Annotated in this window: 20 protein-coding genes and 1 tRNA gene; 12 read left to right on the top strand and 9 right to left on the bottom strand. The window is 64.5% G+C overall.

Features of this window, described 5'->3' with window-relative positions; genetic code table 11:
* Position 1 precedes the first annotated feature (1 nt).
* Both ACK4FK_RS10710 and ACK4FK_RS10705 read right to left on the bottom strand, forming a co-directional pair.
* Positions 2-1834, bottom strand: coding sequence for a gamma-glutamyltransferase family protein (locus tag ACK4FK_RS10710; RefSeq protein WP_409744929.1), 1833 nt, complete (start codon positions 1832-1834; stop codon positions 2-4).
* A 22-nt stretch (positions 1835-1856) separates the two neighbouring features.
* Complete coding sequence (locus tag ACK4FK_RS10705) at positions 1857-2588, bottom strand: FadR/GntR family transcriptional regulator (protein ID WP_409744926.1); 732 nt, start codon at positions 2586-2588, stop codon at positions 1857-1859.
* 288 nt (positions 2589-2876) lie between these two features.
* Between ACK4FK_RS10705 and ACK4FK_RS10700 the strand changes: the two genes are divergently transcribed.
* The 3 genes from ACK4FK_RS10700 to ACK4FK_RS10690 all read left to right on the top strand — a co-directional run bounded on the left by ACK4FK_RS10700 (position 2877) and on the right by ACK4FK_RS10690 (position 5781).
* Positions 2877-2952, top strand: a tRNA-Glu gene (locus ACK4FK_RS10700).
* A gap of 82 nt (positions 2953-3034) precedes the next feature.
* Positions 3035-3163, top strand: coding sequence for a hypothetical protein (locus tag ACK4FK_RS10695; RefSeq protein WP_409744924.1), 129 nt, complete (start codon positions 3035-3037; stop codon positions 3161-3163).
* A 155-nt stretch (positions 3164-3318) separates the two neighbouring features.
* A complete protein-coding gene (locus ACK4FK_RS10690) occupies positions 3319-5781 on the top strand; it encodes a methyl-accepting chemotaxis protein (protein ID WP_409744922.1) in 2463 nt (820 codons plus the stop codon).
* A gap of 11 nt (positions 5782-5792) precedes the next feature.
* Here ACK4FK_RS10690 and ACK4FK_RS10685 read toward each other — a convergent pair whose 3' ends face one another.
* Entirely contained in the window at positions 5793-6077 is a 285-nt protein-coding gene (locus ACK4FK_RS10685; protein WP_409744920.1) for a GNAT family N-acetyltransferase, read from the bottom strand.
* A gap of 383 nt (positions 6078-6460) precedes the next feature.
* On the opposite strand from ACK4FK_RS10685, the gene arfB reads away from it, so the two are divergent.
* The 4 genes from arfB (at position 6461) to ACK4FK_RS10665 (ending at position 10951) form a co-directional block, all read left to right on the top strand.
* Positions 6461-6880 carry an alternative ribosome rescue aminoacyl-tRNA hydrolase ArfB gene (arfB, locus tag ACK4FK_RS10680; RefSeq protein WP_409744918.1) on the top strand — a complete coding sequence of 140 codons (420 nt, stop codon included), beginning with the start codon at positions 6461-6463 and terminating at the stop codon, positions 6878-6880.
* A 91-nt stretch (positions 6881-6971) separates the two neighbouring features.
* On the top strand, positions 6972-8039 hold the full coding sequence (locus ACK4FK_RS10675; RefSeq protein ID WP_409744916.1) for a lipid A deacylase LpxR family protein: 1068 nt from the start codon (positions 6972-6974) through the stop codon (positions 8037-8039).
* A gap of 86 nt (positions 8040-8125) precedes the next feature.
* Positions 8126-10294, top strand: a complete 2169-nt coding sequence (locus ACK4FK_RS10670) for a protein-disulfide reductase DsbD family protein (protein ID WP_409744914.1) — start codon at positions 8126-8128, stop codon at positions 10292-10294.
* A 12-nt stretch (positions 10295-10306) separates the two neighbouring features.
* Positions 10307-10951: a thioredoxin family protein gene (locus tag ACK4FK_RS10665; RefSeq protein WP_409744913.1), complete on the top strand. Its 645-nt coding sequence runs from the start codon at positions 10307-10309 to the stop codon at positions 10949-10951.
* 52 nt (positions 10952-11003) lie between these two features.
* Here ACK4FK_RS10665 and ACK4FK_RS10660 read toward each other — a convergent pair whose 3' ends face one another.
* Together ACK4FK_RS10660 and ACK4FK_RS10655 are read right to left on the bottom strand one after the other, a co-directional pair.
* The gene (locus ACK4FK_RS10660) at positions 11004-12518 is read right to left on the bottom strand and encodes an indolepyruvate oxidoreductase subunit beta family protein (RefSeq protein WP_409744912.1); all 1515 of its coding nucleotides are present in this window, start codon (positions 12516-12518) and stop codon (positions 11004-11006) included.
* Between the two features lie 2 nt (positions 12519-12520).
* Positions 12521-14680, bottom strand: coding sequence for a thiamine pyrophosphate-dependent enzyme (locus ACK4FK_RS10655; protein WP_409744910.1), 2160 nt, complete (start codon positions 14678-14680; stop codon positions 12521-12523).
* Between the two features lie 177 nt (positions 14681-14857).
* Here ACK4FK_RS10655 and ACK4FK_RS10650 point away from each other — a divergent pair, with 177 nt between their 5' ends.
* From ACK4FK_RS10650 to ACK4FK_RS10635, 4 genes are all read left to right on the top strand, one after another.
* The gene (locus ACK4FK_RS10650) at positions 14858-15904 is read left to right on the top strand and encodes a TRAP transporter substrate-binding protein (protein WP_409744908.1); all 1047 of its coding nucleotides are present in this window, start codon (positions 14858-14860) and stop codon (positions 15902-15904) included.
* Between the two features lie 100 nt (positions 15905-16004).
* Entirely contained in the window at positions 16005-16487 is a 483-nt protein-coding gene (locus ACK4FK_RS10645; RefSeq protein ID WP_409744906.1) for a TRAP transporter small permease, read from the top strand.
* 2 nt (positions 16488-16489) lie between these two features.
* Entirely contained in the window at positions 16490-17791 is a 1302-nt protein-coding gene (locus tag ACK4FK_RS10640) for a TRAP transporter large permease (RefSeq protein WP_409744904.1), read from the top strand.
* Between the two features lies 1 nt (position 17792).
* Positions 17793-18341 (top strand): MarR family winged helix-turn-helix transcriptional regulator, encoded by a 549-nt coding sequence (locus tag ACK4FK_RS10635; RefSeq protein WP_409744902.1) that lies wholly within the window; start codon positions 17793-17795, stop codon positions 18339-18341.
* Positions 18342-18356: 15 nt separating this feature from the next.
* On the opposite strand, the gene purU is transcribed toward ACK4FK_RS10635, so the two are convergent.
* Positions 18357-19223: a formyltetrahydrofolate deformylase gene (purU, locus tag ACK4FK_RS10630; RefSeq protein WP_409744901.1), complete on the bottom strand. Its 867-nt coding sequence runs from the start codon at positions 19221-19223 to the stop codon at positions 18357-18359.
* A gap of 223 nt (positions 19224-19446) precedes the next feature.
* Between purU and ACK4FK_RS10625 the strand changes: the two genes are divergently transcribed.
* On the top strand, positions 19447-20184 hold the full coding sequence (locus tag ACK4FK_RS10625; RefSeq protein ID WP_409744899.1) for a hypothetical protein: 738 nt from the start codon (positions 19447-19449) through the stop codon (positions 20182-20184).
* Positions 20185-20199: 15 nt separating this feature from the next.
* Here ACK4FK_RS10625 and ACK4FK_RS10620 read toward each other — a convergent pair whose 3' ends face one another.
* From ACK4FK_RS10620 to ACK4FK_RS10610, 3 genes are all read right to left on the bottom strand, one after another.
* Positions 20200-20634, bottom strand: coding sequence for a hypothetical protein (locus ACK4FK_RS10620; RefSeq protein ID WP_409744897.1), 435 nt, complete (start codon positions 20632-20634; stop codon positions 20200-20202).
* A gap of 55 nt (positions 20635-20689) precedes the next feature.
* On the bottom strand, positions 20690-21940 hold the full coding sequence (locus ACK4FK_RS10615) for a hypothetical protein (protein WP_409744895.1): 1251 nt from the start codon (positions 21938-21940) through the stop codon (positions 20690-20692).
* A 176-nt stretch (positions 21941-22116) separates the two neighbouring features.
* A complete protein-coding gene (locus tag ACK4FK_RS10610) occupies positions 22117-23757 on the bottom strand; it encodes an NTP transferase domain-containing protein (protein WP_409744894.1) in 1641 nt (546 codons plus the stop codon).
* Position 23758 lies beyond the last annotated feature (1 nt).

The raw sequence follows: 23758 nt of genomic DNA, 5'->3' as shown, positions 1-23758 counted from the left end.
CTCACCGGCCCACCGCGTAGCCCTGCATGCCGCGCGGATTGGCGCCGGCGCGCAGCAGCGTGCCTTCGGGCGTTTCGTCGGTGGCGCAGGCGGTGAGGCGGCCTTCCGACCAGTCGCCGCCGACCTCCACCTTGTGGCCGCGCTCCTTCAGCGTCTCGACCGTCTGCTTCGGGAAGCGGCCTTCCAGCGCCAGATGGCCCGGCTTGGCCGCGCGCGGATAGAAGGAGGAGGGGAAATGCTCGGTATGCCAGGCCGGACCGTCGATGGCTTCCTGCAGGTTCATGCCGTGATGCACGAGTTTGAGGAAAAGCTGCGGCTGCCACTGGTCCTGCTGGTCGCCGCCCGGCGTGCCGAAGGCCAGCGCCGGCTTGCCGTCGCGCAGCGCCATCGAGGGCGACAGCGTGGTGCGTGGCCGCTTGCCCGGCAGCAGCGAGTTCGGCAGGCCTTCCTCCAGCCAGAACATCTGCGCGCGCGTGCCGAGGCAGAAGCCGAGTTCGGGAATGGTGGGCGAGGATTGCAGCCAGCCGCCCGAGGGCGTGGCCGAGACCATGTTGCCCCAGCGGTCGATCACGTCGATATGGCAGGTGTCGCCGCTGGCTGCGCCGCGGCGGGTCACCGCGCCATCGCTGCCGGCCAGGCGGCCCACGGTGGGTTCGCCCACGCCCACGCCGCCGGCCTCGCCGGCCTTGATCGAAGTGAGCTTCGCCGCCTTGCCCATCGGATTGCCCGGGCGCATGTCGAGCGAGGCGTAAGGTCCGATCAGTTCGGCGCGCTGCGCGTTATACGCATCCGACAGCAGGTCGGCCATCGGCACGTCGACGAAATCCGGATCGCCATACCAGGCCTCGCGATCGGCGAAGGCCAGCTTGGCGGCCTCCACCACGGTATGCACGAAATCGGGGCCGGCCGGCTCCATGGCATCGAGATCGAAATGCTTTAGGATCGCGAGCTGCTGCAGGAAAGCGGGACCCTGGCTCCAGGGGCCGCATTTCGCCACCGTCCAGCCGCGGTAGTCGTAGGTCAGTGGCGTTTCGACATGCGCCTGCCATTTCGCCATGTCGTCGCCGCTCAGGATTCCGCGATGGCGGCGGCCCGAAGCGTCCATTGCCTCGGTATTGGCGCAGAACCTGTCGATGGCCTCGGCCACGAAGCCTTCGCGCCAGGCGCGGCGCGCGGCATCGATGCGCTGTTCGCGGGTGCCGCCGCGATCCGTGCCGGTCTTCACCAGTCTGCGGTAGGTCTCGGCCAGACCTTCCTGCCTGAACAGCGCAAACGCCTTGGGCAAGGCGCCGGTCTTGTCCAGCCATGTGGCGCCCGAGGTTTTCCATTCATCCTTGAACAGTTGCTGCACGGTGGCGATGGTATCGATCACGCGCGGCACCAGCGGGCAGCCATGGGCGGCGTAATGGATCGCGGGCGCCAGCGCATCGGCGATGTCGATGGTGCCGTAATCGCGCAGCATCAGCAGCCATCCATCCACGGCACCCGGCACGCAGGGCGCCAGCAGGCCCGAGCCGGGGATCAGGTCGAGGCCCAGCGACTTGAAATGCGCGATGCTGGCCTTGGCCGGCGCCGGACCCTGGCCGCATAGCACGTCGATGCGCCTGGCGCGGGCATCCCACATCAGGGCGGGCAGGTCGCCGCCGGCGCCGTTCAGGTGCGGCTCGCACAGATGCAGCACGAAGCCCGCCGTCACCGCCGCATCGAAAGCATTGCCGCCGCGCTCCAGCACGCCCATCGCGGCGGAAGAGGCGATCCAGTGCGTGGTGGCGACCACGCCGAAGGTGCCCTTGATCTCGGGACGGGTGGTGAAGGCGAAGGGAGCTTTGAACATGATCGACCCTGGAACGGAGCGGCTAGGACGCGGCGGTTTCGGCATTCAGCGCCCGCAGCAGGTTTTCCTGGTGCAGCGCCACGTGCTGGCGCATCACGGCGGCGGCACGGGCCGCGTCGCGCGTGGCGATGGCCTCGGCGATCTCAAGATGCTGCTGCGCCGACAGGCGCTTGCCCTCGGGCGTGCGGGCGCGGCTGCGCATGCTCTGCCAGGCGGCGTCGTAGCGGATCTTGTCGATCACCTCGAACAGATCGAGGAACAGTCGGTTGCCGGCGGCCTCGGCGATGGAGCGGTGGAAGGCGCTGTCCCAGCGTTCCAGCGTGGAGGGATCGGCATCGGCCTCGCGGCCGGCCAGGCGCTCGGCCAGCTTCCGGATCATGGCGATCTGCTCGGCGCTGGCGCGGTTGGCGGCCAGTTGCGCCAGGCTGGGCTCCAGATGCAGCCGCACCTCCATGATCTCGTAGAAATTGGTGCGGCTGGCCAGTCGCGACAGCGTGGGGGCCGACAGCGACGGAGCCGGGCCGATGAAGGTGCCCTTGCCCTGGCGGCGCCAGATCTTGCCCTCGGCCTCCAGTTCGGCCAGCGCCTGGCGCACCACGCGGCGGCTGACATTGAGCTGGGCAGCTATGCTGCGTTCGGTGGGCAGCGGCTCGTTCGGCCTGCCGGCCTGCTCCTGCAGCAATCGGCGCAGCAGCGCCATGGCATCGGCAGCGGCGGAACGGGCCGGAAAGGGCTGGCGGGTCATCTCGTTCATGGACATCGAACCTAAAAGAAATGGTACATGTATACAATCGGAAAATTACGCTAAATCCGCTGAATTGTTGAGCAAAATGCTGCCTCTTCAGGCAACGCGGTATCTCCTTCCGCGTACCATTGCGGAATTGGTGCGCAATATTTCTATCCTGATCGGGCCGAGGGCCGCTGCGGTTTCCATTTCCCGGAGAGCGGCTATTGATTTGTGCAGGCCTAACCGCTACACAGCGCCTCGCGCCGGGCAACCGGCGCTGCGGTCCGCGCCACATGATTCGGACCGCCACAGGCCGACCCCATCGTCTAGAGGCCTAGGACGTCACCCTTTCACGGTGAAGACACGGGTTCGACTCCCGTTGGGGTCGCCAATGCTTGCCAGCCCCGATAATTGACCCGAGCATTGGCGCCGCGCGCTGCGTCGCCCCTTCCACCATGCGCGGGGCAATCATTATGGATCCATTCCTGCAGGCCGCCATCGACGAAGCCCGCGCCGGCCTCGCTGAGGGCGGCATTCCGATCGGCCTGTTACGCGACTTCATGATGGCTGGGCTGGGTTGCGGAACGCCGAAATCAGAATGAGACTCTGGCAAAAGCAAGTTTAGTCTGTTGTGCATACCGACGTGTTGCTTAGAACGTCCGTTATCAAAAAATTACCACTAACTAGGATTGTATATTTTTATTGCAGCTAAATACTGAGCAAGAATAAGAAAAATAAAGAAATGGAATCGACAGACATGCTCAATACCACGCACGTCCTTACCGCCATCGACAAGGCAGTATCTGCTCATGCCCAGTGGAAGAACAGACTGCGGATAGCGGTGGAAACGCGCCAGAGCGACATCACGCCGGATCATGCCTGCAAGGATAATCTCTGCCAGTTCGGCAAATGGTTGTATGGCGACGCGCTCGGCCTTTCGCGTGCCGAGAAGGGAGCCGATTATGAGGCAATCCGGCGCATGCATGCCGAGTTCCATGTTCAGGCCGCTGAGACTCTGAAGAAAGCATTAGCTGGTGATCGCGCCGGTTACGATCTCGATACCTCGCCGACTGGTCGTTTCCACGTCATTTCCACTGAGCTGACCCAGGCCCTGCTGCTGTGGTATCGCCGGCTTCAGCGCCAGTCAGCCGCCGGGCGCAGAGCCACAGAAGGACTGTTCGAAGCCCTGTCCCCTCGCGTCTTGATCACAGCCAATGCCGCCCTCTCGTTGGGTGTGTTGCTGCTGACCGGCGGGTTGTTGCTGTTCATGCCGGCCTTGGCTGAAGGAGGAACGCGTTATGGCCTGCTTGGTCTGGTTGCCGCTGGCCTGATCGCGAGCTTGTTGCTTTGCCTCTCCCTGAACCGTCTGGTGGGCGGGAATCTGCGCGCGATTACCGGTGCGCTGGAACAACTCGGCCGCGGCGATTATGACGCCCAAGTGCCCGGTGGAAACCGGCAGGACGATTTTGGCGATCTGGCGCGTGGCGTCATCACGATGCAGGAAGCATCAATCGATGCCGCCCGTGTGCTCAGCGCGGTGAACGGCACGCGCAGCGGCATCGTCGTTTGCGACGCGGCAGGCAAGATCGTTTTTGCCAACAATGCCATGCTCGATATGCTCGGCCTGGTCGAAACGCACATCCAGAAGCGTCATGCCGACTTTCGCGCCGATTCCATTCTGGGCCAGCCGCTTGGCGTTTTGCATGATGCGCTGCGTGGGCGCGACGCCAAGGCCGCGATTGCCGATTTCTCCAGACCGGTACGCCATGCCATCGGCAACATGGTTTTCGAAATCGAGGCCACCCCGGCACGCAGCCGGCGTGGAGAGCAAATCGGCGCTGTCCTGCAATGGTCCGATGTCAGCCAGCTGGTGACGGTGGAACAGGAAATCAGCAGCCTGGTGCGGAAGGCCAATGCCGGCGATTTCACGGAACGCCTGTCGCTTGAGAACAAGAACGGCTTCATGCGCGATATCGCCCGTGGCATCAACGATCTGGTAGGCACGTTCGCCACTGCGGTGGATGAGATCGACCGCGTGGCCTCGGGCCTGGCCGAAGGCGATCTGACCCAACGGATGGCCGGGAGTTATGGCGGCAAGTTGAGTCATCTGCAAAACAGCCTGAATGGCATGACCGTCAAGCTGGCCGAATTCGCGGCCAAACTTCGTGACAGCGTCGAAGTGGTGCGCGTCGCCGCCAACGATATTTCCGATGGCAGCGAAGACCTTGCCGGCCGCACCGAAAGCCAGGCCGCACAGCTTGAGCAGTCGGTCGCCGCCATGCATGAGGTGACGCAGACGGTAAAACAGAGTTCCGACCACGCCCAGGAGGCCAATCGCCTTTCGGGTGAGGCCCGGCGCATCGCTGAACGCGGCGGTGCGGTGGTGGAGCAGGCGGTGGCGGCCATGAGCCGCATCGAAGGCAGTGCTGCAAAGGTTGTGGATATTGTCGGCCTCATCGACGAGATCGCTTTCCAGACCAACCTGCTGGCGCTGAATGCTTCCGTGGAAGCCGCCCGCGCCGGCGAGGCGGGCAAGGGTTTCGCCGTGGTGGCGCAGGAGGTGCGCGCCCTGGCGCAGCGTTCGGCCAATGCCTCAAAGGACATCAAGGCGCTGATCACGGAATCGAACACCGAAGTGAACCAGGGTGCCGGCTTGGTGAAGCAGACCGGCGAGGCTTTAAGCGAGATTGTCAGCGCGGTACAGAATGTCTCCGGCATCATCGGCGAGATCGCCAATGCCAGCCAGGAACAGACCACCGCGCTGAACGAGGTGAATATCGCGTTCACCGCGATGGATGAAATCACCCAGAAGAATGCGGCGCTGGTAGAGGAAACCCACGCTTCAACTCAGATGCTGGCCAACCAGTCGAACATGCTGGCGGGCCTGGTGCGGTTCTTCCGCACTGGTGGCGCCGAACAGGAGCGTCGCACCAGCCGGCGCGAGACCGGTGGCCCGGATGATCATGTCACACTGAATGGGCGGCAGGTTCCGCTGTGTAACTGGAGTTCGGCTGGCCTGCTGTTTGGCCCGATGGAGAATCCCCCGGCGGTCAACAAGGATGCCACCGTGAAGGTGAATGTCGATATCGACGGGCGGATGTTCAATTTCGAAGCCGAAGTGAAGGTGGCGCGCGTGACGGACGGGTATGTCGGCGTCGGGTTCCGCCGGCTGGACCCGGAAATCCAGACCGCGATCCGCCGTCATTTCGGACGGGAATAGGAAAGAGCGGGTTAGGGCGCCAGCAAGCCCGCATGCTCCGGTTTGCGCTTCAGCCAGGCCGCCGCATAGCTGCATAGCGGCACCACCTTTTCATTCCGCTGCCGCAGAATGCCGACGATGCCCTGCATCAGCCGGCCGGCGGCGCCGCTGCCGCGCAGCGCCACGGGCGCTTCCACATGGGTGATGATCACGGTCTCGCCCTGGCGCCGGTAATTGGCGAACACGAGCTGGCCGTTCACGTCCAACTCGAAGCGGCTGCGGTCGGGATTGTCTGTCACGTTAGCGGGTTCGGTCATCGCGCATGCTCCTGATCCGGTCAGGCTAGCCGGGGCGGGGGCAGGCGGTAAGGCCCGGCTTGCCGGCCGGCCGGACTGTACCTATATTGTTCTCATAGGATGGCACCGCCAGTTCGTATGCCCAACTCTGCACGCCATCGTATGTAAAGCCCGCCGGGAATCCCGCGCGGGCCTTCGTCTTTCTGAAACAGCGCAAAAACCCGCAGGCCGCCCGAATGGCACACAGACCCGTCAAACCCCGCCGCAAACCCGCCGCCATACGGTGGGCCGCGGCAGGTTTCGACGAAAAACGACTCAAAACGACGCAAAACCACCGATTTGATATCAGTGATATCATTGATATCACCCTCGCCGGGCCGGGCGGGGGCAGGTAGCCTGCGGCCATGATTCGCGTCACCCCTCGCATCAGCCTCGACCCGCGCGAGATCGAGACCAGCTTCATTCGCGCCTCGGGCCCGGGTGGGCAGAATGTCAACAAGGTCTCCACCGCCGTGCAGCTCCGCTTCGACGTGCGGCGTTCGCCCTCGCTGCCCGAGGATGTGCGGGTGCGGCTCGAGGCGCTGGCCGGCAGCCGGCTCACCAACGATGGCGTGCTGGTGCTGACCGCGCAGCAGCATCGCAGCCAGGACCGCAACCGCCAGGACGCGCTGGATCGCCTGGTCGCCCTGATCCAACGCGCCGCCGTCGCCCCCAAGGCCCGTCGCGCCACGCGGCCGACCCTGGGTTCGAAGACGCGCCGGCTGGACTCCAAAAGCAAACGCGCCGCCGTCAAAAGCGGCCGCGGCCGCCCGGCGCTGGATTGAGATCGTGGCGCCGATTGCACCATTGTCGCCCACAAGCCGCCATATTCTGCCGCCACAAGGATGGCGCCCTCCCGCGATCAGAAGCTTTCCCATGATGATTCGTTCCATATCCGCAGGCCTGCTCTGCCTTGCCGTCGCTGCGCCAGCCCTGGCGCAACAGGCCGCCGACACCGGCGCCGCCAATCCAGACCCCACCTCTGCCGCAGACAGCAAGGCCGCCACCCGCAAGACCGATCCGCAGCAGCAGGTCGGCATCTTCAGTTTTGTGCTGGAGAACGATCTCTTCTACGACACCGACCGGCGTTACACCAACGGCGCCCGCATCAGCTATCTGACGCCCAAGGGCGGCGAGCCCGAATGGCTGCGCGAGGCGGCGCTGAAGGTGCCGATGTTCGATGGCCACAGCGATATCCGCGTGGAATTCGCGCTCGGTCAGAACATGTACACTGCCTCGGACAAGCTGCTGCGCGATCCGCCCGCCAATGACAGGCCCTATGCGGGCTGGCTTTATGGCTCGGTCGGTCTGGTGGCGCGCACGAACAACGTGCTCGACCAGTTCCTGGTCAGCATCGGCATGGTCGGTCCGGCCGCGCTGGCGCATGAGACGCAGGATTTCATCCACGACATCGTCGACTCGCCCAAGGCGCAGGGCTGGGACAGCCAGCTCAAGAACGAACCCACCCTGCAATTCACCTACCAGCGCAGCTGGCAGTCGCCCGAATTCCATCTGCCGGGCGGCTTTGGCATCGATGCCACGCCCCATGCCGGCGCCTCGCTGGGCAATGTCTATGTCTATGCCAACAGCGGCGCCATGCTGCGCATCGGCCAGAACCTGCCGGTCGATTACGGCCCGCCCCGGGTGCAGCCCAGCCTGCCCGGTTCGGGCTATTTTGAGCGCGCGCCGGGCGGCTTCGGCTGGTATCTGTTTGCCGGCGTCGACGGCCGTGCCGTGGCGCACAACATCTTCCTTGACGGCAACACATTCGCCACCAGTCGCAGCGTGGACAAGGAAACCCTGGTGGGCGACGCCCAGTTCGGTCTGGCCGTGGTGGTCGATGGCGTGCGTTTCGCCTACACCCATGTGCTGCGCACCCGCGAATATGCCGGCCAGGATACCGACGACCAGTTCGGCGCCTTCTCGGTTTCGCTGGCTTTTTAGGCACCGGGCCGGATGCGGGCCTGTCCTCGCGCAGATGTGAGTCTCATGCCCTTGCCGCGACAGCGTTTTTGTCCACATTAAGCGCCATGCTGCGCCTTGCCGCGATCCGTGCCGCCCTGCTGGCCCTGCTGCTCTTGCCGGGGGCTGCCGCCCATGCCGCAGACCCGGCGCCGCTGTCGGGCAACGACCTCGTGCAGGCCGAACTGCTTGCCGAACCGCAGCAAATAAAGGCAGGCCAGCCTTTCTGGGTCGGATTGCGCCTGCGCATGGCCGAGCACTGGCATGTCTACTGGCGCAATCCCGGCGATTCCGGGCTGGCGACGGAAATCGCTTGGACCCTGCCGCCGGGTTTCACGGCCGGTCCCATCGAGTGGCCGGTGCCCCAGGCCATTCCCGTGGCCCATCTGATGAATTACGGCTACGAGGGCGAAACGGTCCTGCTGACGCAGATCAGGCCGCCGGCGCAGCTTCCCGCCGGCGATGTCACGCTGAAAGCCGATGTGAATTGGCTGGTCTGCCAGAAAGAGTGCATTCCCGGCGAGGCGAGTCTGTCGCTTGCGCTGCCAGCGGGCGATACCGCCAGTCCCGATCCTGCGACGGCCACGCTTTTCCAGGCCGCCAGACAGGCCCTGCCGATGGCGGCGCCCTGGTCGGCGCGGCTGCAGATGGCGCCGGAAGGCTATCGCCTTGAGGTGACCGCGCCGGGCCTGAGGAGCGATACGATCCGCAGCGCCATCTTCCTGCCGTTCAGCGAAACCCTGATCGAGCATGCAGCAAGCCAGCAGCTCGATATCGACGGCGAGGGGCTGTCGCTGCGGTTGAAGCGCAGCCTCTATGCGACCGAAACCCTGCCGCCCCTGCTGGGCGGCCTGCTGCTGATCGAGGAAGACATCAGCGGCAGCGTCCAGCGCCAGGCCTTCGAATTCACCAGCATCCCCACCGGAATGCCTGCGGATGCAGCCACCGCTGTGGCTCTCGACTGGTCCGCCATCCTGCAGGCCGCCCTGCTGGCCCTGCTGGGCGGCATCGTCCTCAATCTCATGCCCTGCGTCTTTCCGGTGCTGTCGATCAAGGTTCTGGCCCTGGTCGAGCATGCCGGGCAGGGCAGGGCGCGGATGCGCCGCCACGGCATGGCCTACACATCCGGCGTGCTGTTCAGTTTCGCCGCGCTCGCCGCTCTGCTGATGGGTCTGCGCGCGGCCGGTGCGCAGATCGGCTGGGGCTTTCAGTTGCAGATGCCGCTGGTGGTGGCCGGGCTGGCCTATCTGCTGTTTGTCATGGGGCTCAGCCTTTCGGGCGTGGTGCATTTCGGCGGCCGGCTCGCCGGCATCGGCGACAGCCTGACGCGGCGCGGCGGCTATCAGGGTTCGTTCTTCACCGGTGTGCTGGCCACCATCGTTGCCACGCCCTGCACGGCGCCCTTCATGGGCGCGGCGGTCGGTTTTGCGCTCACCCAGCCGTCTGCTGTCGGCGTCGCGGTGTTCCTCGCGCTCGGTTTTGGCCTGGCGCTGCCGTTCCTGCTGCTCACGTTCATTCCACAGCTCGCCGACCGCTTGCCGCGCCCAGGTCCATGGATGGAACGCGTGAAACAGGCCCTGGCTTTTCCGCTATATGCCACGGTCGCCTGGCTGATCTGGGTATTGAGCCAGCAGGTGGGCGAGCAGGGGCTGCTGGCCGCTTTGCTTGGTCTGGTGCTGCTGGGCGCGGCCGCCTGGAGCTTCGGCCTGCGCGGCCGCGTGGCTGCAACGGCGGCGGCGCTGTCCATGATCGCCGCCGGCGTCACGCTCTACGCCGTGGCGCAGAACCCCGTTGCGCCGGGCATGCAGCAGACGGCACAGGGAACTGGGAATGGCAGCGCCGAAGCCTACAGTGCCCAACGTCTGGCGGCCCTGGTGGCCGAAGGCCGGCCGGTGTTCGTCAACATGACCGCAGCCTGGTGCATCACCTGCCTGGTCAATGAACGCACCGCCCTGTCCAGCGACAGCGTGCAGGCGGCCTTCAGGGCCAGGAACATTGCCTATCTGAAGGGCGACTGGACCAACCAGGACCCTGAGATCACCCGCGTGCTGGAGCAGCATGGCCGCAGCGGCGTGCCGCTCTACCTTCTGCTGGCCGGCGGCGAAACCGTCGTGCTGCCGCAGATTTTGACGCCAGCCATCGTGCTGGAGCATCTCGAACTGGTGGATCGCGTAGCCCAGCGCGGCGCGCGATCCGTAACGGCTTCCGCGTCTAGTTCCACCCCTGCAACCCGCTAAGGAGTGTATGCCATGACAGTCGCCCGACGTTCCCTGCTTGCCGCCGGCCTGATCGGCGCGGCCGGCCTTGCTTTCGGCCTGCCGCAGATGTCGTTTGCCGCCGGGCCCCAGGTCGGGCAGCCGGCCCCGGCCTTCACCGCCACCGATTCCAACGGCAAGACCGTTTCTCTCGCCGACCTGAAGGGCAAGACGGTGGTGCTGGAATGGTCGAACCACGACTGCCCCTTCGTGCGCAAGCACTATAACGGCAACAACATGCAGGCCCTGCAGAAGAAGTGGACCGCGCAGAACGTGGTCTGGCTCACCATCGTATCCTCGCCGCAGGGCGAGCAGGGCTATGTCACGCCCGAGCAGGCCAACAAGCTCACCGTCGACCGTGGCGCTGCGCCCAGCGCCGTCATCCTCGATCCGAGAAGTCAGATTGCGCGCGCCTATAACGCCCAGGTCACGCCGCATATGTATGTGATCGCCGCCGATGGCAAGCTGGCCTATGCCGGCGGCATCGACGACAAGCCCTCGGCCCGGGTCGACGATCTGGCCGGAGCGAAGAATTACGTCGATGCCGCGTTGAGCGAGCTGGCGCAGGGCAAGCCGGTTTCCGTCAGCACGGCGCGGCCTTATGGCTGCACGGTGAAATACGCGCCGCCCACCACCTGATCGCGGCAATCGGCCGAACCAAGAAAGGCGCCCGGCAAAGCGGGCGCCTTTTTCATTCCGCCGCCTGGGGCAGGCGGCTCAGGCTGTCCTCGAAGGCCGCCAGCGTTTTGGCCAGGCTGTCACCCTCGGGGTCGGCCAGGGCGGCGGTGCGGGCCTGAACCACGGCATCGGTTGCCTGCGCAACCGGAATGCGGCCGTCCAGCGCCGGCAGGATCACGCGCGCGCGGATCAGGGCGAAGTTGCCGACGCCGCGTTTGAAGGTGTCGCCATAACCCTTGATCAGCCTGGCGCATTCGGCGATCTCGCGGGCGAGCTGGATGTCTTTCTTCGCCGCACGCATGATCAGGTCCAGCCAGTCGGCAATGCGCGCCTGCTCCTCCGCATAGCGGAAGCTGTGCGGGCGCCAGCCGCGCAGGCCGGACAGCAGGCGCAGCTTGAGGTAGCCGCCGATGCGGTTCGAGCGCACCGTCATGGCAAGATGCAGGTGTTTGCTCCAGCCCCGGCGTTCGCTCAAGCCGAGGATGCCATGTGCCAGGGCGGGCGGCAGCAGGCCAGCGATCTCCTCGATGCCTGGCTTGAGGAATTCCGCCACGGCATAGGGCTGGCCCGGCTTGACGCGCTGTTCGGTTTCGATTGCTGCGAAGCGCTCGGGCTTCAGTTTGAGTTGCGCCACGCGGATCACGTCCTCGAAGCTCATGCGCAGGGCCAGGTGCCGGGCGACATCCGCCGTCAGGCCGTCGTCGCCCAGCGCGGCGACGCGGTCGAGCCGGTCGAGATAGAGTTTCGCATAAGCATCGTCCTGGTAGTCCGCCAGTCGCCGCACGCCTTCCATGGCCATGCGCTTTGCGGCATCGGGCAGGCGCATGATGTGCTCGGACATGACGGTTGCGCCGTTGGACCGTGCCTGCGGCTGCGCGGCGGCCTGTTCCAGTTCGCCCCGGCCATGGGCGAGGCCGAAGCGGTAACCGGCCAGGTTGCTGTCCACCGCCTTGCCTTCCGATCGGATGCCGGCCTCGAAGGCATCCGATGGAATCGGCAGGGCGCCGGAGCCGGCCAATGCACCCAGCAGCACGGCATTCAGGATCGAGCCGGCATCTTTGGCGGCCTGATCCATGTCGAACAGGATGGTGCGCTTCGCATGGTCCTGCGCGGCGCGAAACAGCCTGCCGGCGTCGAACCGGCCATCGCCCATGGCGCTTTTCTCGGCCACGGCATAGACGCGGTGCGTGGAGGCGATCAGCAGCGTGCGGTCGGGCGAGACGTAGCCATTGGCGATGGCGCGGCCGGCCTCGACGAATTCGCTGGCGATCATCACGTCGACCTGACCCGGCATGGGGTTCAGGCACATCACCGGGCGGCGGTCGGTCTTCTCAGGCCAGATCTCGATGTAGTACGTGGTGGCACCGGTACGCTGGGCGACACCGGGAATGGACGTGCTCTGAACCGGATAGCCCTCGCGTTGCGCGGCGCCGACCAGCCAGCCGGTCAGCACGCCGCCGCCTTCGCCGCCCATGGCGGCAACCAGGATGCAGATCGGACGCCCGGAAGAGAGTTGCGGTATGGCCATGATCACTCTCCCGCCGCCGGCTGCGGGGCAGGACTTTTGCTGCCGTCCAGCCAGCCGATCACCATGCGGTGGAAACGGTCGTTCAGGCGGTCCCACAGCGTCGGATTATGTACGATTTCGGTCTTGTAGAAAGACGGGCAGAGCACGGCGGCATGCGCCACCTCGCCGCAATGGCCGCAGCCGACGCAGCCGCTGTTGACGCTGGCAACCGGATCGGTGCGCAGCGGGTCGGGGTTGGGCTTGATGGTGAGCGAGGGGCAGCCGGAGAGGCGGATGCAGGAATGATCGCCGGTGCAGACCGCATCGTCGATGCCGAAACGGGTTCGCAGCACACGCTCGCCGGCTTTCAGGGCCCGCGCCTCATCGCCACGCAGGCGGCGCTGGCGGGCAAGCTGGCATTCGCCCTCGGCTATGATGACCTTCAGGCCTTTCCGGGCGGTAGTCAGCGCCTCCTTCAGCGATGCGGTCATGTCCTTCAGACCGTAGGAACGCAGGCGGCGCACCCATTGCACGCCGAGCGCCTTCAGCGTGCCTTCGATATCCGAGCCGCTGGGCTGGCCATCGACGCGGTTGCCGGCGGAGGAGGGGATGTACTGCACGCCGGTCGCAGACGTATAGCCGTTCTGCATGATCACCAGCACGCCGTCACCACGGTTGAACAGGGCCGAGGCCACACCCGACAGCACGCCGTTATGCCAGAAGCCGCCATCGCCCATGATGGCCAGCGAGCGTTTGTTCATCAGCGGACCGACACCGGCGGCCGATGCCAGCGACATGCCATAGCCGAGAATCGAATGGCCGACGCTGAAGGGCGCGAAGGTGGCCAGCGCGTGGCAACCGATATCCGCGGCGATGTGTACCTTGCCGATCTCGCGTTCGGCCAGCTTGATGGCGGTGAACACGGGCCGCTCGGGACAGCCGGTGCAGAAGGTGGGCGGACGCTGGGGCAGGCCCGGGCCGATGAGCTGCTGGGCCGAGTTGCGGTTGTCCAGCGCCGCCCCGAAGGCGGATTCGGCGCTCGATACATCAAGCTTCGGCTGCTCTGCCTTCATGAAGGCCAGCAGGCCGCGGGTCAACGCCTCGATGGTGTATTCGCCGGCTTCGGGCAGCATGCCCTTGCCGTGCAGCCGGGTGTTGATGTCGGCCTTGCGCAGGATGGCGTGGATTGCCTGCTCGATATAGTCGGGCGAGCCTTCCTCCACCATCAGCACCGCGCGCTTGCCGGCGCAGAATTCGGCGATCTGGGCGGGCAGCAGAGGATAGGTAACGTTGAGTACCAGGGTCGGTACGCGGCTGTTGCCGAAGGCATCGCTCAAACCCAGGTTCATCAATGCGCGATTCAGGGCATTGTATAATCCGCCCTGTACGATGATGCCGACCTCGTTCAGGTCGCCGGGCATGGTCTCGTTCAGGCCGTGATCGAGGATATACCGGCGTGCCGCCGGCAGGCGCTGCTCCAGCTTCAGTTTTTCCTGCATGAAGGTGGCCGGCGGATGGGCCAGGTGGTCGTAGTTGAATGCCGACGGGCCTGGCAGGCGGCTGTTGCGCGAAACCTGCGCCGGCTTGTTGGTCTTGGCCGCGAATTCCCCGGTGACGTGGCAGGCACGGATGCGCAGTTCCAGCATCACCGGCGTGTTGGAGGCTTCCGACAGGGCAAAGCCATGTTCGACGCAGCGGGTGATGGTGGGCAGGTCGGGCCGCGGATCAAGCAGCCACATGGAGGATTTCATGGCATAGGCATGACTGCGCTCCTGGATCACGCTGGCGCCTTCGCCGTAATCCTCGCCGACCACGATCAGCGCGCCGCCCACCACGCCAGCAGAGGCCAGGTTGCTGAGGGCGTCGGATGCCACGTTGGTGCCGACGATGGCCTTCCAGGTGACGCAGCCGCGTGCCGGATAGTTGATGGACGCGCCGAGCAGGGCAGCCGCCGAGGCTTCGTTGGTGCAGGTTTCGAGATGGATGCCGAGGTCGTCGAGAATGTCCTGGCTTTGCACCAGCACGTCGATCAGATGCGAGACCGGCGCGCCCTGGTATCCGCCAACATACGAGACGCCGGACTGCAGCAAGGCCTTGGTGACGGCCAGGATGCCTTCACCCCGAAACGTGTCGCCATCGCCCAGCCGCAGTGCTTCAATCTCTTTCGCGAAAGAGCGTTCCATGACGATTCCTCCCATTACGGCGGAATTTCCCACCGGTGCCGGCCAGGGTCAAGAAAAATAGTTTGGTATCCAACGAAACTATATTTACACCCGCCACACCCCCTGATAGGGTCGAGAGGCAAAACCAAAGGACCTCCGGCATCCAGCACGAGACGGTCCGCTAGCGGAGGAAATCACATGGCCCTGAAACGCCACATCCCTATCTATGCCGCGGGCCTGGCCCTCGGCGCTGCCATTGGCCTAGCCGCCACCGCGCCGGCGGCGCAGGCGCAGGACAAGCCGGTCACGCTGCGTCTGGGGCATTGGCTGCCACCGTCGCACCCGCTGCACCCGGCCTTCGGCGAATGGGGCGCGTCGCTGGAGAAGGCGACGAACGGCACGGTGAAGACGCAGATTTTCCCCTCGCAGCAGCTTGGCGCCGCCAAGGACCACTACGACATGGCGCGCGACGGCATCGCCGATATCACCTATGTAAATCCGGGCTATACGCCGGGCCGTTTCCCGGTGATTGCCGGCAGCGAACTTCCCTTCCTCTTCTCCAACGGCAAGAGCGGTTCTGCCGCGATCGATGCCTGGTATCGCAAATATGCCGAGAAGGAGATGAGCGATGTGAAGGTGTGCATCACCTTCGTGCATGATCCCGGCACCTTCCACAGCAAGGTCAAGATTTCCAAGCCCGACGATCTGAAAGGCATGAAGATCCGTCCGGGCAATGCCTCGGTGGCGCGCCTTGTTACTCTGGCCGGCGGCACCAACGTGCAGGTGACGGCGCCGGAAGCGCGCGATGCGCTGGAGCGGGGCCTGGCCGATGCGATCAGCTTCCCCTGGGGCAGCGTGTTCATCTTCGGCTTCGAGAAGGCCGTGAAGTACCACATGGACGCCCCGCTCTATATCAGCAACTTCGTGCTGGCGGTGAACAAGGGCACTTACGGCAAGCTGTCCGCGGCGCAGAAGAAGGCGTTCGACGAGCATTGCACGCCGGAATGGTCCGAGAAGCTCAACACCAACTGGGCTGACGGCGAGGCGGCTGGCAAGGCCAAGATGCTGGCCCTGCCGGGCCATGAGGGAGTGAAGCCCAGCGATGCCGACATTGCCGCCTGGCGCAAGCTGTCAGAGGAAATGACCAAGGCCTGGTACGAGGACGTCAAGAAGGTGGGCGTCAACGGCGAGCAGGCCCTGAACGAGCTGAAGGCCGAACTGAAGAAGCGCAACGCCGCTTTCTGATCGGCAGGCAAGACCGGGGCTGCGACCGGAAACCGGCCGCAGCCCCGATTTGCATTCCGGCGATGTCCGTCGGTAGAGTACCGGCAGGGGGGACTGCCAGATGAAAATCTTCATCGACAGGGTCGAGCTGATCGCCGGCCTGCTGCTTGGCGCCATTGCCGTTCTGACATTCGCAGCGGTGATGCTGCGCTGGCTGTTCAATTACGGTCTGCCGGACTCCTTCGACCTGTCGCGCCTCATGCTCGGAACCGCGATGTTCTGGGGTATTGCTGTGGCCGGTTTCCATAACAGGCATATCCAGGTGGATGGCTTCTGGGAACTGGCGCCGGCCTGGGGCAAGCGCCTGATCGACATTTTTGCCACGGCTGTGACTCTGGCATTCATGGGGCTGTTCGCCTGGATGCTCGAAAGCAAGGTCACCAGCGTTTTCGCCAGCAACGAACAGACCTTCGACCTTCGTCTGCCGGTCTGGCCCTTCCATGCCGTGGCGGCGCTCGGCATCGCGTTGGCATCGCTGCTGCTGGTGCTGCGGCTGATCCGCCTGATTACCGGAAAACCGCTGACCGGCGGGAGCGAGGCGTAACCGTGGATCGTGATCTGATTGCCATCGGCGGCTTCGTCGTCCTTTTCATCCTCATGGTGCTGCGCGTGCCGGTCGGCATCGCCATGGGCATCGTCGGCGTTGGCGGTTTCGGCCTGCTGGCGGCCACGGCGCCGGCCCTGAACCTGCTTGCGCAATCGCCAATCCGTGTCGCCACCGATTACGACCTGGCGGTAATCCCGATGTTCATCCTGATGGGCGCATTCGCGACAGCCGCCGGCATGAGCCGCGAGCTGTTCCGTGCCGGCGAGGCCTGGCTAGGGCATCGGCGCGGTGGATTGGCGATGGCGACCGTGGCGGCCTGCGCCGGCTTTGCCGCCATCAATGGTTCGTCGGTGGCCACAGCTGCCACCATGACGACGGTTACGCTGCCCGAGATGCGGCGTTTCGGCTACCATCCCGGCTTTTCCACCGGCGTGATCGCCGCAGGTGGCACGCTGGGCATCATGATCCCGCCTTCGGTGGTGTTCGCGCTCTATGGCATCCTCACCGAGCAGGATATCGGCAAGCTGTTCATCGCCGGCGTGCTGCCTGGCCTGCTGGCGATCGCGCTGTACATACTGGTGATCCAGGTGCTCGGCTGGTTGCGGCCGGATCTGATGCCGCGCGGCCCCAAGGCCGACTGGCGCGAAAGGATCGCGTCTCTGCGCGACATATGGGCGACTGTACTTCTGTTCGGCGGCATCGTCGGCGGCCTCTATGGCGGCGTATTCACCGCCACGGAAGCGGCCGGCTGCGGCGCGGTGGGCGCCCTGCTGATCGGCATCCTGCGTGGCCGCCTGGGCTGGACCGAGATCAAGTCCAGTCTGGTCGAGGCGGTACGCACCTCCGCGGCTATCATCACCATCGTGATCGGCGCGTTCCTGTTCGGCTATTTTCTGGTCATCACCCAGACCCCGCAGAAAGTGAGCGACTTCCTCACCGGCCTGCCGATCGGCCCGTATGGCATCCTGGTTCTGATCCTGGCGATGTACCTGATTCTGGGCGCGCTGATGGACGAACTGGCGATCATCCTGGTCACTGTTCCAATCATCTATCCAGTGATGCTGCAGCTTGGATTCGATCCGATCTGGTTCGGCGTCATCATCGTGATGGTGACAACTCTGGGCATGGTGATGCCGCCGGTTGGAATCAATGTTTTCGTCATCAACTCGATTGCCCGCGATGTCAGCCTGTGGCAGATCTACAAGGGCGTCATGCCATTCATCCTGATCGACCTGGTCCGCCTCGCCCTGCTGGTGCTGTTTCCGGCCATTGCCCTGTATCTACCAAGCCATATGAACTAAGATGGCCAGCCGCTCCCGCAAACGCGCCCCCGACGAGACCGCCCAGCCGGATAATGGCCGGAAGGCCGCCATCCGCAAAATCAGCCGCAGGATCGATAGGGGGCCGCTGCCTGGCTATTACGGCTATGCCTTGCGCATCGCACAGGTGGCGGTGTTCGAGAATTTCGAGCGTGTGGTGGGGAAACTGGCCGACCGCATGGGCGAACTGACGCCTGGCCGCTTCAGCCTGCTGACCCTTCTGCGGGCCAATCCGGGCATCAACCAGACCGCGCTCAGTCGCGCTGTCGGGCTGGATAAGTCCACGCTCACGCCGGCGCTCGACCAGCTTGAACGCAAGGGGCTGATCCTGCGCGAGCGCACGCCGGAAGACCGCCGCACCTATGCATTGCGGCTTACCCCGGAGGGCGAGGCCTTTCTGACCGAACTGACCCGCAAGGTCGAACAGCATGAAAAGAACATCGTCGTGGCGCTCAGCCCGGCGGAACGCGCCACCCTGATCCGCCTGCTTAAGAAGATTGCGAAAAGCCTGGGCAGCGAAGCGATCGAGTAAGGCGCCGGTCAGGCCTCAGCCGCGGAACACCACGGTCTTGTTGCCATTCGGGAAGATGCGGTGCTCGATGTGGTATTTCACCGCGCGGGCCAGCACCAGGCTTTCGATGTCGCGGCCTGTGGCGGCCAGTTGATCCGGCGAATGGCTGTGGTCCACGCGGGCCACTTCCTGTTCGATGATAGGCCCTTCATCCAGATCCTCGGTCACGTAATGCGCCGTGGCGCCGATCAGCTTGACGCCACGCTGGTGCGCCTGGTGATAGGGTTTGGCACCCTTGAAGCTCGGCAGGAAGGAATGGTGGATGTTGATGATCCGGCCGGCAAAGGCGCGGCATAGTTCGGGCGACAGCACTTGCATGTAGCGCGCCAGAACGATCAGGTCGATACGCTCCTGTTCGATAAGATCGCGCAGCATCTTCTCCTGCCGCGATTTGCTGGACGCGGTCACCGGCCAGTGGTGATAGGCGATGTCATGGGCGGCGGCGCGCTGGTACCAGTCGCGATGGTTCGAAACGATGGCAGGAATCTCAACCGGCAGGGCACCGATCGAATAGCGGTAGAGCAGGTCGTTCAGGCAATGGCCGAATTTCGACACCAGAATCAGCACGCGTGGACGCACGCGCTCGTCATGGATGCCCCAGGTCATGCCGAAAGGCGCGGCGATGGAAGAAAAGGCGGCGCGGATATCCTCAACCGGACGGCCGCGGCCATCCGGGCCGCTTTCCAGATCCTCGATGCAGACCCGCATGAAGAACAACCCGGTCTCGCCGTCGCCGAACTGCGCTGATTCGCGGATGTTGAAGTGGTTGGCGGACAGGTAACCGGAAACCGCCGCGACGATGCCGGGGCGGTCGGTACAGGACAGGGTGAGGATCAGGCTCATGACGAATACTGGATGCGGTTGTGAAGCGGGAGGGCACTCTAGCGAGGCGAGGGCGCCCTCGCAACGCGAGGGTTAACAAACCGTATCCAGGGCCGCCAGCCTGCACCAAGAATTGCCTCGCTTCCGTCCGGGCGCCCCTTTAAGCTGCGGCCAATCAGAATGGATTCGGCTGCAGGCCAGACAGAATACGATGATCACCCGGGGTCCGGATTTCCTCCGCCAGATGGCGAACAGGCTGCTCGATGCGCTGGTTCAGGGCGCCGCGCAGCAGGCCCAGAAGGCACCATTCACCCTCGACACGCTCAGGCAACTGGTCGAGGCGATGAAATCATCGCCGGATTACGACCATTACTACCGTGCATCCTACGACACCCTGATGAAGGTGATCGAAGAGGACGAACGCAAGGGCGCCCGGGTCAATGCCTTTGGTCGCCTGCTTGTGCACCCGCTCGACACGCTTTTCGCCGAGGAGAAACTGGATCGCCGCCTGATCGGCAACTATTTCTTCTTTGTCCGTTCGCTGTTCGGCGACGAGGTCGATACGATGGCTGAGGAAGCGGCCAGCGTTGCCGAGGAGCTGCGCGTGGCTGGCGGCGGCCCGCTCGACTGGGCTGAATACTACGCCGATCCTCGCGTCAAGCAGATCTATTTCAAGGTGGCGGCCCGCGTCATCAAATCCTTCCGCATCTTCGAGACGCGCAAGGAATGGGCCATGAAGGTGATGCAGCACGATCCCACTGCGGTGGGCATTTCCTCGAATGTTTACATCGAGCGCCCGTTCGAGGGGCAGGCCCTGCCGTTCGGTGATCGTGAATTCTATCTCTTCTTCGATGGCCTGATCCGACCGCTGGCGAAGCTGTCGCCCGAGGATGCCCAGCTATTCAGGGCCGCCACCGGGGAGGACCCAGTGAAGCTGGCCGGCAACTTCCTGCGAGAACTGGACCATTACGGTCCGTTCTGAAGCCCTCGGCGACGTTCAGTTGGAATTGGCCGGCTCGCGATGGTCGAGCTTGGCGGCGAACTGCTCGAACAACTCGCTGACGCAGCGCGCCACGGTGCGCTGGTGATTGTCGTTCAACTGGTCGGCAGCGCGCATGCACATATCGGCGAATTTGCGCGCCAGCACCACGGCATCGCGGTTGCTTTCCTGACGAATCTCATCGAACACGCTGACGATGAAATCGCGGGTCTGGCTGCCCTCGTGATGCGTGACCGGCCGCTCGCCCATCAGCGAGTCCAGCATCGCGTTGAAGGTCTGCGACGTGTCGATGGCTATGCTGGCCAGGATTTTTTCGATCCGCTCATTGTCCTTGGAGGTGACCTGCTTCTTGAGATGCGGTGCAGCACCAGCGCGGATTTCCGTCACCTGGCTCTCGGTCTGGTTGGGCTTTGGGGTGGAGCGGTTCCACATGGTGCTACCTGTTCTCGAAAAGAGGCAATAAGGGCGGGGGTGAGCCGTAGCCGGCTCAGTTCACCACTTCGCGCGATGCGCGGATCATGTTGTCGATATGCCAGCCCTGGAACAGGCGGATGCCGGCGGCCATGCCGGCGCGCATCGCCTCTTCGGTCTCGCAACGCGCCATGATGACGCGGTTGGGATCGGTCTCGGCGATCTTGCTGGCCAGTTCCTTGTCGATCCAGTCTTCGTGCCTGTCCTTGAAATAGAACAGCTTGACGAAGTCGGCTTTAAGTTCCTTGCGGCCGAATAGCTGCAGCAGGTCTGGCGTGATCCCGTCGATCAGGATGCGGTAGCCGGAATTGTGCAGGAACTCGCAGGCCAGAAGATATTCATTGTAATCCCAGAACACATCGTAGCGCTGCATCTCGACGATGATCTGTTCCTTCTTCACGATGTTGCCGATGCGGCTGTCGAAATCGCGGAAGGTGTCGCTCAGGATTGTGCTGACGTTCAGGTTGATGCTGAACGGGCCGCTGTTGCGGGTGACGTAGCCGTCCAGCAGGGCGCGGAACACGCGGGTGTCGAGCGTGCGGGTCAGGTGGTGGAACAGCGAGCGCGCGCCGCGCAGGTTCACGTTGGGCGCGATCGCCTGGCGCAGCTCATTCACGCCGACGAAGATTTCCTGGAAGATCGGCTTCGGCGGCTGGTTGCCGAAGCACAGCGTCACCGGCTGGCGCTTCATGAAGGTCGAGACATCCGCTTTCTTCAGGATGTCGTCGATCTGCTGCAATGCGCCGGGGGTGAGGGGGGCGCCTTCGCCCTGACCCGCTGCGGTGCCGGCCTTGGCCAGCAGGCGCTTGCGCCGCTCGACGAAAACGCGGAAGCGCTGCTGAATGTTGTCGAGCAGTTCCTGCAGTTCCTCGAACTGGCTATCGAACCGATACCAGCGGACGGCGTTTTCCGCCTCTTCCGGCGTCAGGCCGATGGCGACATTGTTGCGGGTGAGGATGTCGTCGATCTCCAGCACCAGCTTCTCGAAGGTCTGGTCGAAGAAGCGTTCCGACAGGCGCACAAACAGCACGATGGTATAATCGTGCAGCGTGTAGAATGTGCCTTCGTATTTCGACATCAGCGACCGGATCGAGTGCACCACGATGTTGTAGCTCTCGCGGTTGCGCTCGAAAGTCTTCGGATTGACGAACTGGATCACCGCCGCCAGACGTCCGCCGAAGATCTTGCCGCGCACAAGGCGGTCGAAATCGGTGAACATCTTCTCGTCGTCATACGACGGCTGGTTCTGGTTGATAACCTCACTCATCGAAACGGTCGCTTTCTCCGGTAACGGTCGTGGAGAGGGCGGCAACCTGCCGATTAGCTGTGTTTTTGCCCCCGCGGCACAACCACTATGGCAAATTCCTGCACGCGGAAAAAGCCAGATAGCTTGGTTAATAGGCGAACTGTGGATAAAATTCGATTAAGCCCAACGACTTGGAGTCACGCTTTACCACTTTGTCGTGCCGCAAGCATGGCTGGGGTATCGTAATCGTTCAGAATGCCTGGCGTATCCACGGGCACCTCGCAGACCCATTCGGCATGCGGCCCAAACAGGCTGCGGGCGCCGGCATCGCCTTCCAGACGCATCAGATCCGGCAGGAATTGCAGGCCCCACAACGTCGGGTTGCCGCGTTTGCCCCCATGGATCGGCAGGCAGATGGCCCGTCCCTCCAGGGGATTGAAGGCGGCAATCAGCCTCTCCAGCGTCTCGGCCGGTACGTCGGGCATGTCGCCCAGGCAGACCAAAACCCCGTCGAGGCCCGCCGGCAGGGCGCTCAGCCCGGCGCGCAGGGAGGAGGCCAGGCCCTCGGCATAGGCGGGGTTATGGATTGCCTGGACTTCCGGTCCGGCGGCCTGGCGAACCGCATCGGCCTGATGGCCGGTGACCAGCAGGACCGGCCTGGCCGACGAAGCCAGCACATTCTCCACCACATGGCGGATCACCGGCCGGCCTTCCAGATCGGCCAGCAGTTTGTGGCCTGAGCCGAAACGCCGCGACAGGCCCGCTGCCATGATCAGGGCCGCGATTTTCGGCCGCCGCGGCGCGCCGCTGCCCGTCGGGGCGCTGCTGCGCGATCCTTGTTCACGCGGCATGGGCCGGCTGGGGATTTCTTTCAGCAGGCCGCCGCCGCCCATCCGCATGATGTCGTGCCGGCCGATCTCCAGGCCGGCGCAAAGCCGCTGCAGCACCCAGTCGAAGCCGTTCAGCTTGGGCGACCGCGCACAGCCCGGCACGCCCACCACCGGCACCGTCTCGTGCCGGCCCAGCATCAGCAGGTTTCCGGGATCGACCGGCATGCCGAAATGCAGAACCTCGCCACCCGCCCGCGTCAGGCCGGCGGGTACCACATCATGGCGGTCCACCGTGGCCGAGGCGCCGAAGACCAGGATCGGTGCGCAGCCGGCGGTCTTGAGATCGGCTATGGCCGCGGCGACCGTCGCTTCGGCGTGAGGAACGATGCGGGTTTCTCCGATGCGGCTGCCCAGCAGGGCGAGGCGCTGGGCAACGGCGGCCTCGGTCTTTTCCAGCACGCTGTCTTTTGTGTCGGCCACGCGGGTCAGCACCAGTCCGACGCGGCGCGGCGTAAAAGGCGCCACCTGCACCAGCGGCGGCTGGCCGCGCAGTATTGCTTCTGCCTGCTCGATCACGGCCCGCGGTGCGGCAAAGGGGATGATCTTTACGGTCGCCAGCATCTGGCCGGCCTCGACCATCTCGTAATCGGCAAGGCAGGCGACGGTGAGGGCTTCGTGCAGTTCGTTGAGGGCATCGAGCCGAGCCCGGTCGACGCGGACTAGGCCGGCCGCGTCGGCATAAAGATTGGCGCGGCCGGTGAAGGCGGCGGCAACGCGCGCCTGCGGGCCGGCAATCGCCGTGGCGACGCGCCGGGCGGCTTCGTCTTCCGGCATATCGGTCTCGTCCAGCCGCGCGATATAGATTTCGCGATGCCCGGCCTGGGCCAGCGTATCGATATCCGCCGGACTCAGGACGCGGCCTTTCTTGAAGCGTTCGCTGCCGGCGCTGACGCTGTGGCCAAGAATGCCGCCGGTCGCCTCGCGCACCGGCACGGGGCCAAAAAACATG

This window comes from Ferrovibrio sp. (assembly GCF_046297895.1).
In the GTDB taxonomy this organism is placed as follows: domain Bacteria; phylum Pseudomonadota; class Alphaproteobacteria; order Ferrovibrionales; family Ferrovibrionaceae; genus Ferrovibrio.
This window is presented reverse-complemented; position numbering and strand designations above follow the sequence as displayed.